This is a genomic window from Mycoplasma yeatsii GM274B (assembly GCF_000875755.1).
Classification (GTDB): domain Bacteria; phylum Bacillota_I; class Bacilli_A; order Mycoplasmatales; family Mycoplasmataceae; genus Mycoplasma; species Mycoplasma yeatsii.
The window spans coordinates 26,534-40,557 of record NZ_CP007520.1; the positions used below are offsets into that span (position 1 = coordinate 26,534).

Sequence of the window (14,024 nt, forward strand, 5' to 3'; positions counted from 1 at the left end):
TTTTACTCTTCATTTTTATAAAAATGAATTAACAAAAGTCATGTTAATTACCTATATAATTTCATATATAGACAATTATATTATATATCCGAGTAGCTAAGTTTTATAGGTGTATAAGTAAAATGCTTGGAATATTAGGTAAAATAGCTAGTTATTTTTAGTTATTTTTAAATATTTAATAGTTAAAAAATAGAAGTTATAAAAACTATTGAGGATATATTTTTATTTATAAGTTTGTATTTCTTATATATAATTATTTAAGTTATAAAAGTATTTGGGGGTTAATATGAGTTTAATAGTTTTAGAAAATATTTCTCATCAAAATGGTGGAAAAATTCTATATAGAGATTCTGAAATGAGAATTAATAAAGGTGAACACGTTGCACTTGTAGGACCTAATGGAGCTGGTAAAACAACTTTATTAAATATCATAGCTCAAAAAATAGTTCCAGATCACGGCACAATTGAATGACATCCAAAAGCAAAAATTGGTTATCTAGATCAACACCAAGAAGTAGATATGAATATTACTAGCCAAGACTATTTAAAAGATGCTTTTAAATATTTATATGAAATAGAAGAAAAAATTAATAAGATTTATGAAAATATGGCTATTGAGTATAAAGAAGAAGATCTAGTTAAAGCTTTAGAATTACAAGATTATTTAACAAGTCATGGTTTTGATACAATTGATAAAACAATCGGAAACTTAGTTTCAGGTTTAGGTATAAATCCCGAAAATATGACAAAAAAATTAGGTCAATTATCTGGTGGACAAAGAGGAAAAATTCTATTAGCTAAGTTATTGTTAAAAAATGATGATTTTATTTTATTAGATGAGCCTACTAACTTTTTAGATATTGAACAAGTTGAATGATTAGCTAACTTTTTAAATAATTATGAGCATGCATTTTTAGTAGTAAGTCACGATATTGATTTTATAAATAAAATTTCTAAAATTATTTTTGCTATTGAAAATCAAGAAATCAATCGTTATGTTGGAGATTACAATAAATACTTAGAATTATCAGCTTTAAAAGCAGAACAATACGATAAAGCAAGAGAATCTCAACAACAACAAATAGCTAAATTAAAAGATTATATTTCAAGAAATGCAGCTCGTGCTTCAACTGCAAGAAGTGCTCAATCAAGACAAAAACAACTAGATAAAATTGAAGTTATGGATCAACGTCAAAAACTAGTTAAACCTAAAATGAGTTTTAAATATAAAAGACCAAACTCAGCAGTTGTAGTAAAAGCTGAAAACTTAGAAATCGGTTATGATTTTGTTTTAACTGACCCTTTAACATTTGAATTACGTGAAGGCCAAAAATGTATCGTTAAAGGTTATAACGGTATTGGTAAAACTACATTTTTAAAAACTATTGCAAATGAAATTAAACCAATAAGCGGTTGATCAAAACTAGGTGATGGAGTTGAAGTAAGATATTTCCATCAAATTGAAGATTTTGATGATGTTGAAACTCCTATTTCATACTTAATGAATCGTCATCCAAAAATGCTAGAACCAGAAATAAGAGCAACAATTTCAAGATTTGGTGTTAAATCTGAATTAATGCAAAATCCTATGAAACAACTTTCTGGAGGAGAACAAACTAAAGTAAGACTTGCTTCATTAAGTTTAGAACCAGCAAGCTTACTAATATTAGATGAGCCTACTAACCATATTGACGTTCTAGCTAAAGAATCATTACTAGAAGCAATCCAACAATTTACTGGAACTGTATTAATTACAACTCACGATATTAACTTTGAAACTAATTGAGCAGATAAAGTATTAAACTTTGAAGATTTAGTTGATTAAAAACAACAAAGACGTTCATTACTGAACGTCTTTTAAATTATTTTTATTGAAAATATGTAATTTTTATACATATAAAAGATGAATAAAAGGAATTTTACAATATTTTGATCGTTTTATCTTATAACAAAATTATTTTGTTATAAATCCTTTAGAGAATTCTTTTATTATGATTACTATGCACAATTTATTAATTTTAATTAAAGAATTATTTTTTAAGATAAATTAAAGGAGTTATAAGAAAGGAGTTTTAAAAAACTAACTTGAAAAACTTAAATAATATATGAAACGATCGAAAAAAAAAAAAAAATATAGAAAAATAAAAAAATTTTAATAAAAATAGAATATTAAAATATAAACATAATTATGAACAATATAAGTTAAGACTTTATATAAATATTTCAAAAGAATTTAATTTACGTGAGGAACCAGAGATAAGTTCCTCAAAATAATTTTATACCATTGTTTCTTATAACTCAATGAAATAAATAACAATAAATAATAATAAAAACTTTGCAAACAAAAAAGATATGAAATGAACTCATATCTCAATTTATTATTTAAATTTTTGATTCTTTTTTGATGAATTTATTGGTTTACCTTCTGTTAGAAAACTAAAAAGAAATAATATTTCTCCCATGTAGATGACATTTAATTATCATTAGTTTTTGAGTCAACATCAATAATAACGTATCTATGAGGTGATCCACCAAACTGTTCATTAAAAGCATCTTTGTTAGGAGATTTTTTGTTTGCAGTGTGCATTGCTTCAACTTTTACATAATCTCTTAATATGAACTTATCTGCTTTAAATTTATCTTTAGATAATTCTGGGTATAGAAAAGCATAGTTAAATATTGAAACTTCATTTCTTTTGTTTTTGCTCATAGTGTTTTTATCTTTTATATCTATTTTTAAAACACTATAATCAGAAGTTAATATAAACATTTCTCATGTATTTATCCCTTTTGTTGTGCTTCTATCTCAAACTGCATATTGACTTATTTCATTTGTTTTTAACTTTCTAAATGTACCGTATTTAAGAGCGTTTTCTTGTGAGTCAATTTTTGCAAATTGGTTATCATCATCATAAGCAAAAAAGATAAATTTATCTAAATTAAATAATGTAGATAATCAGTTTTGTTTAAATAATTGATTTAAAATATTTCCAAATTCACTTTTTGAAAATGGTTCATCATCTTCTCCATATTTGACGATGAAATTATTAACATATGATAGATCGGATTTTATTTTATTTAAATCAAATTTTTTATTCAATCCAAGTGCTATTTGCTTTTGATCATTTACATATTTATTTTTTTCTTCTTCTGGTTTTTCTACATTTTTAAATTCTAAATTTAGTATTTGATTTACATATTCATGTTCTATGAATCTATTTCATTTATCTTCTTTTTGTTTTTCTTTACTAATTTTTAATGCATCTAAATTTATATTATTTTTATTTGTAAAAATTAAAGAAAATGGTAAAGCAAAAATTAGAATCCCAGCTATTGAATATATTATTTTTTTAACTGTCTTATTCATACTAATTCTCCTTTTCATTTTCGATTGGTTGAACAATTTCAATTTCTACTGAACCTACGTATTTAGTTGAATTTTCTTTTGCTAAAAGTTTAATTTTTGTTTCTTCTACAAATTCAACTCTTAATTGTGATGCATCAAGTTGTAAATTATTTGCTTTATTAATAGCTTCAACAACTTTACTAATCTTAAGTTTATCGTCTTTGTCTAATTTGATTCCTGTTTTAGTTTTAATTATATTTTCTAAAAAGTCTTTTTCAGCTGTTAAAATACCTAAACAAGGAAAACCATAAAGTTTTATTAAATCTTTTTCAAATGCATCATATCCACTTTGATCTTGGTGATAAATACTTGTATGTAAAACATTTGAAATTGCTGTTGAGCTAATATTGTCTGTTTTTGATTCGGCAAAGTATATGATTTTATCTAATTCTATTTTCATATCAGATGAAGCTGTTTTTGAAGCTTTTATAACAATAAAGAAGTTGTCTTTTCTAATATATATAACATTACTACTTATATGTTTAGATTCACTACCTATTGTTATAACGTTAAGATTGTTATTATCTATTTTTTTATCTTCAACAGGTTGTTTATTTTTAATAGTTTCTAGAAACTCGTTAGAGTGTTTTGCAACTTTTCCACTACTATTTCTAGTTTCTTCTAGTGTTCAATATTTTGTAAATCTTAAATTAAACTTATCTAGATTTCTTAGTAATAGTATTAAATTTTTTGAATAAAACTCTTTTAATTCTTTAATTGATTCTTCAGATTTAGTTTGTAAATATTTAGCTTTTAATTCATTAGATTTTTTAATAAATTCTTTTGAATTTTCTTCTTTTTGAGTACTTAAATATTTTATTTTTTCAGCTTCATTATCACCAAAAAGTATTTTATTTAAACTTCTAAAAATTTCTTCAGTTCTATCATTAACGTCTTTGTATACTTCATGATTTCTTGGAATTTGAAGTTGAATATCTTTTGTGGTTTTTGAAAGTGAACCTAATAAAAATGCTAATGCTAATAACGGTATTATTAAGTGTGCTAAAGAAATACCGATAACAATTTTTTTATTTATTTTCATAAATATACCTCATAGAGAATCTAAATATTTTTACTTTGTCAAAATCTTTGTCTTCAATTTTTTTATTTATATCAATTTGATTAATTTTATTTATAGAATCGAAAAGAGCGTTTGAATATTGACGTTTTGCTTGAAATTCAAAAAATCGTTTATCTGTATCTTGATATTGTTGTAATGCAGTTTGTCTTTCACTTTCTCCAAATTGTTTTGGTGCTTCTTTGCTTCATTTTTGAATTTTTTCAATTGTTGTATTAACTAATTGATCTAATTTTTCTTTGTATTCATCTAATAATTCTTTGTGTTCAGTATATGGTTGAGATTTGGTTACATCTTGTTCATATGCTTCTTCTAGTTGATTTTTTCAATCATTAATGTGCTGATCAACTTTTGTTCTATCTTGTTTTAAGTTTTCAAATAATGATTCGGCTAATTTTGTTTGTTTTAAATCATAACTTCTAAATTTATTACGCACTCTTCAATCATTTATTCAAATACCACGATGACTTGAACTAAAGTCACTTTTCATTTGATAAATATCTCCATTTTCATATTTATCTTTTTTATCATCAAGATAGTTATCAAGTTTTTGTTTTCTGATGTTAAAAATTTCTTTTTCTATTTTTTCTAAATTTGATTTAATCTCATCGTTACTAATATTTTTATCTTTAAAAATTAATAGATCAGGTAATATTCTGGTTATAAGTTTTTCATCTTCTTTATATTGAATCATTTTTAAAACTTTATAGTTGTCATATATTAAATAAAATGTTTTGAATTCTTTTAATTTATCAACTTCATCAAGAGTTTCATTTTTAAAAGTAATCATACCTGTAGGGAACTTATTATTTATACTTACTAAAGTTGAATTTGCTTGATCATTAAGTTCAAATAATTGTTGATCAACAGCATTTGCTCTATAAAAATCACCATAAGTATTAAAGTTAAAAACAAATTTATCAATATTATTTAATGTTCAATATCAATTAGATGAAAGGTTATTTTCGATAAGTTTTTTAGCTTTATTTACAACATCTCTATATTGCTTTTCTACATCTTCAGTCACATAATGACCTATAAAAATTGGATAAACAGTAAGTGAATATCTTAAATCAGTATATGCAGATCTAAATCTATGTTCTTGAGTATTGATATATCTTTTTTCTAGATCTTTATTATCTTTGTAAATTGAATCTAAAATTTGTTTAATATGATCATTTTCATATAACTTTTTTTCTTTTACAGATCTATTAATTGAATCATTAGGTTTTATTTGTGTTGTACAACCAACTAATGATAAAGCCATAAAAGGTAGTAGACTAATTTTTAATAACTTTTTCATAGAATAATTCCTCTAAGTCTTTTTCTTTTTTACCTGAATATAAAACTACACCATCATGAATTAGAGTTACCGAATTAACATATTTATCAACTTCAGATAGAATGTGAGAACTAATTAAAATAGCGATGTTTTGTTCTTTATTAATTTTTTGTAAAAATGAGAATAATTCATATCTGGCAGTAGGATCAAGATTAGCTGCTGGTTCATCTAATATTAATAATTTTGGATCATGTAATAAAGCTTGAATTAATAGAACCTTTTTTTGTTGACCTGAAGAAAATGTGTAAGGTTTATCTTTTGCTAAATTAGTTATGTCAAACATTTTTAAAAAGTTATTTATTTTTTCTGTAGCTATGTTTTTATCAACTCCAGAAAGTATTGCAAAATTTAATAAATAATCAAAAGTAGTTAAATCTTTTGGAAATAATGCTTTTTCAGGAACATAACCTATAAATGATCTTGCTTGCGGGTCTTTTATATTAATTTCATTTATAAAAATATTACCTTTATATTCAACATAAGCTCCTATAATTGTTTTAATTGTTGTAGTTTTACCAGCACCGTTTTCACCAATAAATGCATGAAAATCACCTTCATTTAATGACATATTTATACTTTTAATACCACGATTTGATAAAGGAAATATTTTAGTTAGTTTAACTATATCTAGTATTTTTTTCATATCTATTTATATTCCTTTCTTTGGTAAATCTTAAATGTTAGTGCAAATTCTGCACCGATAATAACAAGTCATAATAAAGCGATTACATATTTATTAACAATTTGTCTATTTCTAGTTATTGAATATAAGTTATCTGCTGAACTGAATAAGAAGTTTGATTTACTTTCTTGTAAATCGAATCTAAATAATGTTTTTTTAACTCCGTCTTTTTCTTCTTGAACAACTTTTTCTGAAAAGTTTTTAAAACCACCTAATCGGTAATTTCGACCGTCTAATTCTAAATTAATCTGAGCATCTCCAAAATATTCGTTGTTAGGATTTTTAATCATTATTTTGAAAAGTTGAGAATCTTGGTAATTGAAATATATATAGTTTAAGATTGCGATTGCTTTATATATTTTTATTTGAACAACACCATCAATTTCACCATCAGTAATAGATCTTTTGTCGAATAATTTTATATTATGATTTTCATAATTATTAATTTCAGAATCTTCATTTGTTACATATTCAGAAATTTTGCTCATTAACTGTTTATGTTTTTTGTTTAATTGTTCTGAAGTATTGCTTTTATCATTTAAAAATTCTTTTAAGTTTTGATTTACAAAATCACTAGCGATTAAATTAAATTTCTTATCTTGTAAAGCTTGTTTGATAACATTTCATTTAATTCTTCCAACTAAACTAGAACGTTGATTTGAAAATTCGTTTTCATCTTCAAAGAATTTTGAATCATCATTTTCAGCACCATCAATTGCATAAATTAGATCATAATTAACAGTTTGAGTGAAATCTGAAAATTTAGAATGAGATTTTAATAATCCTGGAACTATGTATTTTTCAGAGAATTTTTGATTACTGTCATCTGCAACTTTATATTTTACTTGATTAGGTTTTTTATCTAATTTATAAGTGTAACTAATATTATCTAAATCATTATAATAAACATATTTTTCTAGATCAGTTGAATTATTAGCATTAGTAATAGAAATGTTTTTACTATTGAAATTAAATATATTTATAAATTGATAAGGTATTGAAATTCAAGAATAAGTTTGTCAACTTGTTAAAGATCTATTTGTATAATTAATTACTGTTTGTAAGTATTCTTTTTGTTCTTGATCAAAATCTTTGTTATCACTACCATTAGGTATTAATAATAGTTCGTCTTTATTGTTATTAATAAAATATGGTTCAGTATTTACTTCATTTCCTGAATGATGATATTCATAACTTCTATTTATAAAACTTGATGCTTTATTGATATTTGTTGTTTGATTACTTGCTAGTAATATTCCAATACTACTTAGTGGTATAAAAGCAATTAATGGTAAAGTCATAGCTATTTTTTGACTTAATTTAAAACTTAATAAACTAACAAAAAGTCCTATTATAAAATAAGCACTTAAACTAACAAAAAATAATGTTAAAGAATTTATTAATACATTTACAAAATTAAATGAAGCATAGAAATATAAAAATCCAGAAATTAATAAAGCTGTTGATCAAATTAATCCAAAATAACTTAAGCAGATTAATTTACCTAAAATTAATTGTTTTCTAGATATAGGTTTAGATAATGTAATTATTTCTATTCCTTCTTGTTCTAAATCTTTAAATAAATTCAATGCTTTAATAGATGAATAAACTGCAGTCATAATAATAGCTATAAAAGTATAGAAAAATACTGCTAGTTCTTGATAATTACTAGGAACTGCAAATTTAAAAACAATTCCTACAAAAAAAGAAATTGCAACTGCAATAATTGGTAATAAAATTGAGCTTTTCTTTTTTAAAATAGTGTTAAAAGCAAAAAAAGAATATCTTAGATAAGCGTTTTTCATACATTTTTTCATTCCTTTGTCTTAATATTGTTATTTATAAAAATTATAAATAAGTAAATATAAAAATCAATAGAATTGACTAAAAAATTTAATATATAACAATAAAAAAGTCTATGTTTTTAAACTCACAATATCTAAGTTGATAAAGTGTTTGTTAATGTTGGCTAATTCTACTAAAAATAGTTTGAATGATTTAAATAAAATACACAAAAAAACAAATAAAAAAACAATTAAGATTAAAATCAAAAATATAATAGAGCTATAAGTGTTATTTAGGTAGAAAGGCTATTTATATGAATAAAAAAACTTTACTGATTCTGTTATCTACATTGACAGGAATTTCTCTTGTCGCAACTGTTAGTGGTGTTATTAGTTATAAAATAATAAATAAGAATAATACTAAAGAATTTATCGATGAACATTTAGAATATATTGAGAAAATCATTAAAGATAATCAACTTTCCGAAGAATTATTTAAGCCACATTCAGACGGTTTAATTACATCAGTTTTTACAATTCAAGAATCAGAATATATCAATGATGAACAAGGCAATGCAATTGAATGTACAAAGATTGGTTATTCTTTAATGTCTGATAAGTCTATTAAAATTCAACAATTCCCAGTAACTGTTTCTAAAGTTCCATCTGAACTACCTAAACATATTACAAATTTAAATAATGCCTTTGATGAAAATATTAATGAAATTATTAAAGGAATTGAATCTTGAAACACATCAAACGTAAGAAACATGAGTTATATGTTTCAAAACACTTCAAATTTTAACCAAGATATAGGAAGTTGAAATACTTCTAATGTAACTGATATGAGTTATATGTTTTCTCAATCTTCAAATTTTAATAAAAATATATCTAGTTGAAATACTAAAAATGTAGTAGATATGGGTGGTATGTTTTGACAAGCAGAAAACTTCAACCAAGATATAGGAAGTTGAAACACATCAAATGTAATTGATATGCAACAAATGTTTTCTGGTGCTAAAAAATTTAATCAAAATTTATCCGGTTGAGATGTTTCAAAAGTTTCAAAAGAGATTGAATCTAAAAATGAAAAATACTCAGGATGAGAAGATTTCAATAAAGATTCTCACAAGGAATTTACAGGCGACAAACTTCCAAAATTTCTTAAATAAACAACCCTTTTAGAATACTTATTTAAATTAATATAACAAGTTATGGCATTTTAAAATTTAAGTAAAAAAGCACAGTTCCGTTTTCTGTGCTTTTTATTATCTAACTCTTTTATTTTTTAAAAATAGATTTTTCGCATTATTTCTTGTTGTTTGAGCAACAACTAATTCACTTAGATTTTTCATTCTAGCGATATGTTTAATAGTTAAAGGTAGGTATTTTGGATAGTTTAGACTTCCATCGTATGGAGCAGGAGCTAGATAAGGAGCGTCTGATTCAACAACTAAATCATTTAATGAAATCCCATCAATAACAGCATTAATTTCTGAATCATAAGTAACAGCCCCACTTACTGAAATTAAAAATCCTAATTCAATAAATTTTTTAGCTCATTCTAATGTTCCTTGATAAGAATGAATAACTCCTTTTTTAACACCGTTTTCTTTTAATAAATTATATGCAATTTCATAAACTCTAGTTTTACCTGGTTCATTTTTTAAATGTAACATTAATGGTAAATCAAGTTTTTTAGCGATATTAATATGTCTTTTAAAAGCTTCAATTTGTTGTTTTTCATATTTTGTAGTTTGAGAAAAGTCTAACCCAGTTTCACCAATTCCAACAACTTCATTAGATTGAGCTAATTCTTCAATTGTTTCATACGCTTCAACAGTAAATAAATGTGCATTAGTTGGATGAATACCAACAATCGCAAACACTACAGGTGATAAGTTAGCTTGAATAACAGCTGTTTTAGATGATTTAACATCAGTTCCTACATTATTTATATAGTCTACTCCTGATTTTTTAGCTTCTAAAATTATTTCAATAGATGTCATTTCTAAATTTAAATATTTAGCATCACTTAAGTGACAGTGTACATCATATAATCCAGACATTGCCATATTTTTACCTACTTTCTTTATATTTTAATTATATATATTTAGTTCTTTAAAAAGCTTAAGGATAAAGCAATTTAGTATATTTTTACTTTCTAAAAAGATAAGTTTAATTTATTTTCTATTATTTGTGATAACAAAATGCAAATAAAACTAATTGATATAATTATTTATAGAGGAGCCGATATAAAAAACATCTAGCTCGTCTCATTAATCGTCTATGAATTAGAACTTATAGTAACAATTATTTCATAGTAAGAAGGGAACAAAAATATGATTTTAGTAGCTCACCGTGGTTTTAGAGGACTATTTGGAGAAAATAGGGTATTTGATTTTGAAAATGCATTAAAAATAACTAAAGCTGTTGAATTTGATATTCGTTTAACAAGAGATAATCAGGTAATTATTTTCCACGATCACAACTTTAAAAGAATTGGAAAATTAAACAGAACAGTTAAGTCAATGACTTATGATGAAATTAAACAAATTCCATACTTTAAAGAAAATCCTTTATGATTACCTCCATTATTTGAAGAATTTATGGATCAACATTTCAATCAATACGAAATGATAAACGTTGAAATTAAACCTGATAACTATACCAAAGAACAATTAGATATCGTGTTTAAATCAATTGAAAAATACACAAATAAAGGAGTTGAAATAATTGTTTCATCATTCTCTCCTAATGTATTAAATGAAATTTTAAAAAGAAAAAATAATAACTACAAAACAGGATACTTATTTGAAAAAATGTCACAATTTGATATTGAATTAGGTAAAAAATTTGACTTTCTACACCCACCAATCAGTTTATTGAAAAAAGCTAAAAATCAAGAACTATTTTTAAAATTAAATATCCCATTAAATGTATGAACATTCAAAAAAATGAAGGATGTAGACAGACTACATTCAATGTATAAAGACTTAATTAATGGATACATTTCTGATTATCCAGAACTATATCCAAGTAAAAATATGTAGTTAATTTAACAACCGGTTATACCGGTTTTTTATTAGCTAGTTATAGCAATATTTTTTAATTAAAATATTATAAAATAATTTTGTATATAAAAGATTTCTTAGTTAGGAGAAAATAATGGAATTAAAAAAACAATCGAAAAAGTCATTAATTATATTAATAGCTTTTTGAATTTTGGTTGGTGTTACTTCAACTATTATTTATGACCTTGAATGGTTCATACAAAAAGTTGTTCTTTTTAACGGGTGACTAAGCAATGACATTGCAAAAAACAGTACTATAAACATAGCGGGTATAAAACCTTTTAACTTTAATTCTTTAGGTATAACTCAAATTCAAGATTTTTATCAAATATTAACTGACAAAAATGAAACAAATCAAGTATTCAAAATAGTTAGTCAATATTACGATCACAACATAAATCAAGCTTTCAAAATAGAAGGTATGTTATTTGCGGCAGCTGGATTAGGAGCTTCATTTATATCTGGTCCTTTATTAGTTTTTGCTATTACTAAAAGACAAAAATATAAAATATTTGTTCTACCTATATTACTAGCATTAGCAATTTTTATGTTCTTTGTTATGCCTGCAATTTCAACACTTATATTATTAATAGCAGTATTTACTCCAGTGTTTGCATTCTTGTACTCATACAGAACCGCACTAGATCCATGAGCAACATCAATCGCTCGTAAGACAAATGTTAAGATTGCTTTTGTTCGTAACTTCTATGCAATAGGAGGAACACTTGGATCTATTTGTATAACTCAAATGCTTTTCAAATTAAATTCATATCAAGATACATTAACTTGAAAAACTGCTTATCCATATTATTTTGTTGGTGGATTTATAATATTATTAGCTGTTTTCTTAGCGTTCTTTATGCCAGATAATGCGTTTAGTGAATCACACGTAAAACAAGAAGATATAAGCGAGAAAAAATTCAAAGAAGTTAAAGAATCAAATGAATTAGACAAACAAATTACACTAAAACAAGTTATTAAAAATAAAAACTTCATAGTTGGACTTATTGTATTTTTAATCTTGATTGGTGCTGTTCAAGCATTTAACTCAATTTGGATTAATACTGTTGAAAATTTAACTTCATCTACAAAAGAAGTTAATGCTCCAAATCAATTAGGATTCCAAAAAGCATTCGCATTAGGACCTCAACTATTATTAACATTCTTAATTTTAAAAATAGTATCAAAAATTAGTTTAAGAAAATTCTTAATTTTAACTTCAATTCTATCTTCAATTAGTTTCTTTTTAATAGGAGTTGTTGTTTATATTGTTAAACCTGCTCACGTTACAATTAACAGTTTAATTGGTGGAATAGGTTATGCTGTTACTGGAACATTAGCTGTTGCTTTAGGTTATGAATTTGTTTCAAGAGTAACAACTCCTCACACAAGACCAGCTACATTTGTTGTATTTAACTCATTAACTTATGGTTTTGGAGGAATTATCTTTGTATTTATTAACTCATTCTTATCTCGTGTTACATTCTTTGGAATTGATAAAACAAATGGAATGTGAGTATGAATTATATGTGGTTCAGCAATGTTACTTACAGTATTTATATTAATATTTGCATTTAAAGAACCTAAGTTTATAACTAGAGAAATTGATGATCATACATTCGATCAAAACAAACAAAGAAAACTATCAAATTTCAGTAAAAAATCTAATAAATAGAAAAGGTGTTTAGCATGATTTCTTTATACATTTGAAAACAAGTAAAAGATCGTATGTCTCAAAAAGTAACTTATCAAGATTCAATTAATTTTGAAACTAAAATCGCTAGTGAAAATGGTTATAATTTCGATCACTTAGATTTATCTGGATTTGAAAGAGAATACAAAACTATTCAAACAAGATTTGGTGATTTAAAACTTTTTAAACACGGTAATGGTGATAAAGTTGTTATTTATTGTCACGGTATTTTATCTAATAATCGTAATGCAATTAAACTTTTAGATTATTTCATACCTAGAGGTTATACAGTTATTGCTTATGACAATTTTGGTTGAGGTGAATCTGAAAAATTTGGAAAATGTACTTTAGGAGTCAAAGAAGCAGATCTATTAAAAGATGTCATTGATTTTGTTAAAACTGACTTAAAACCTGAACAATTAGTTGTTTATGGTGAATCAATGGGTGGTGGAACTGTTTATAGTTATCTACATAAATATTCAAATCAAAATATTGATAAATTTGTTGTTGATGCTGGGTATAATTCATTTTTTGATAACGTTCAAAAATTAGCGTTTGATAGAGTTAGTTACGGTGTTTATTTAACTTATTTATTACTTCCATTATTATTTAAAATTTCAAAATGACCAATTAAAAAATTTAACAAATTAGAAGATTTTAAACAATGAGATAATGTGTTACACATTCACTCAAAAACTGATGATTTAGTTTCATTCAAACATGTTAAAAAGTTTATGAAAAATCTAAAAAATATTCATGTTTATGAAACAAAAACTCGTCACTGTTTAGGAATCTATTATGCTAGAGAAGAACATTATAAAGTATTAGATACTTGATTAGATGTTAAAAAAATAAAGAATCAAATAAAAAAGCTTCAACAAAATCTACAACTAAGAAATTAAGTTCAACTAAATCAAAACCAACTACTAAAAAATAATAATTAAAAAAGTTTCCCACTTTAAGCA

At 24.3% G+C, this 14,024-nt stretch carries 11 protein-coding genes; 5 read left to right on the top strand and 6 right to left on the bottom strand.

Going from position 1 to position 14,024, the window contains the following annotated elements; translation table 4 throughout:
* Positions 1–286 precede the first annotated feature (286 nt).
* On the top strand, positions 287–1,825 hold the full coding sequence (locus tag MYE_RS00120) for an ABC-F family ATP-binding cassette domain-containing protein (protein WP_042733040.1): 1,539 nt from the start codon (positions 287–289) through the stop codon (positions 1,823–1,825).
* A gap of 648 nt (positions 1,826–2,473) precedes the next feature.
* On the opposite strand, the gene MYE_RS00125 is transcribed toward MYE_RS00120, so the two are convergent.
* The 5 genes from MYE_RS00125 to MYE_RS00145 are packed head-to-tail and all read right to left on the bottom strand — an operon-like array spanning position 2,474 to position 8,313.
* Positions 2,474–3,367 carry an aromatic motif membrane protein gene (locus MYE_RS00125; RefSeq protein ID WP_042733041.1) on the bottom strand — a complete coding sequence of 298 codons (894 nt, stop codon included), beginning with the start codon at positions 3,365–3,367 and terminating at the stop codon, positions 2,474–2,476.
* 1 nt (position 3,368) lies between these two features.
* Complete coding sequence (locus MYE_RS00130; protein ID WP_052491369.1) at positions 3,369–4,448, bottom strand: aromatic motif membrane protein; 1,080 nt, start codon at positions 4,446–4,448, stop codon at positions 3,369–3,371.
* Positions 4,435–5,787, bottom strand: a complete 1,353-nt coding sequence (locus tag MYE_RS00135; RefSeq protein ID WP_042733042.1) for an aromatic motif membrane protein — start codon at positions 5,785–5,787, stop codon at positions 4,435–4,437. Before MYE_RS00135 ends, MYE_RS00130 begins: the two co-directional genes overlap by 14 nt.
* Positions 5,765–6,469, bottom strand: a complete 705-nt coding sequence (locus MYE_RS00140; protein ID WP_042733043.1) for an ABC transporter ATP-binding protein — start codon at positions 6,467–6,469, stop codon at positions 5,765–5,767. Before MYE_RS00140 ends, MYE_RS00135 begins: the two co-directional genes overlap by 23 nt.
* Positions 6,470–6,471: 2 nt before the next feature.
* Positions 6,472–8,313 carry an ABC transporter permease gene (locus tag MYE_RS00145; protein ID WP_042733044.1) on the bottom strand — a complete coding sequence of 614 codons (1,842 nt, stop codon included), beginning with the start codon at positions 8,311–8,313 and terminating at the stop codon, positions 6,472–6,474.
* A gap of 293 nt (positions 8,314–8,606) precedes the next feature.
* On the opposite strand from MYE_RS00145, the gene MYE_RS00150 reads away from it, so the two are divergent.
* Positions 8,607–9,464 (top strand): BspA family leucine-rich repeat surface protein, encoded by an 858-nt coding sequence (locus tag MYE_RS00150; RefSeq protein WP_052491370.1) that lies wholly within the window; start codon positions 8,607–8,609, stop codon positions 9,462–9,464.
* Positions 9,465–9,560: 96 nt separating this feature from the next.
* Here MYE_RS00150 and MYE_RS00155 read toward each other — a convergent pair whose 3' ends face one another.
* Positions 9,561–10,367 carry a TatD family hydrolase gene (locus MYE_RS00155; protein WP_042733045.1) on the bottom strand — a complete coding sequence of 269 codons (807 nt, stop codon included), beginning with the start codon at positions 10,365–10,367 and terminating at the stop codon, positions 9,561–9,563.
* Between the two features lie 267 nt (positions 10,368–10,634).
* Between MYE_RS00155 and MYE_RS00160 the strand changes: the two genes are divergently transcribed.
* The 3 genes from MYE_RS00160 to MYE_RS00170 all read left to right on the top strand — a co-directional run bounded on the left by MYE_RS00160 (position 10,635) and on the right by MYE_RS00170 (position 13,961).
* Positions 10,635–11,345 carry a glycerophosphodiester phosphodiesterase gene (locus tag MYE_RS00160; protein WP_042733046.1) on the top strand — a complete coding sequence of 237 codons (711 nt, stop codon included), beginning with the start codon at positions 10,635–10,637 and terminating at the stop codon, positions 11,343–11,345.
* A gap of 115 nt (positions 11,346–11,460) precedes the next feature.
* Complete coding sequence (locus MYE_RS00165) at positions 11,461–13,041, top strand: hypothetical protein (protein ID WP_042733047.1); 1,581 nt, start codon at positions 11,461–11,463, stop codon at positions 13,039–13,041.
* Positions 13,042–13,055: 14 nt separating this feature from the next.
* A complete protein-coding gene (locus MYE_RS00170) occupies positions 13,056–13,961 on the top strand; it encodes an alpha/beta hydrolase (RefSeq protein WP_042733048.1) in 906 nt (301 codons plus the stop codon).
* The last annotated feature ends 63 nt before the right edge of the window (positions 13,962–14,024 follow it).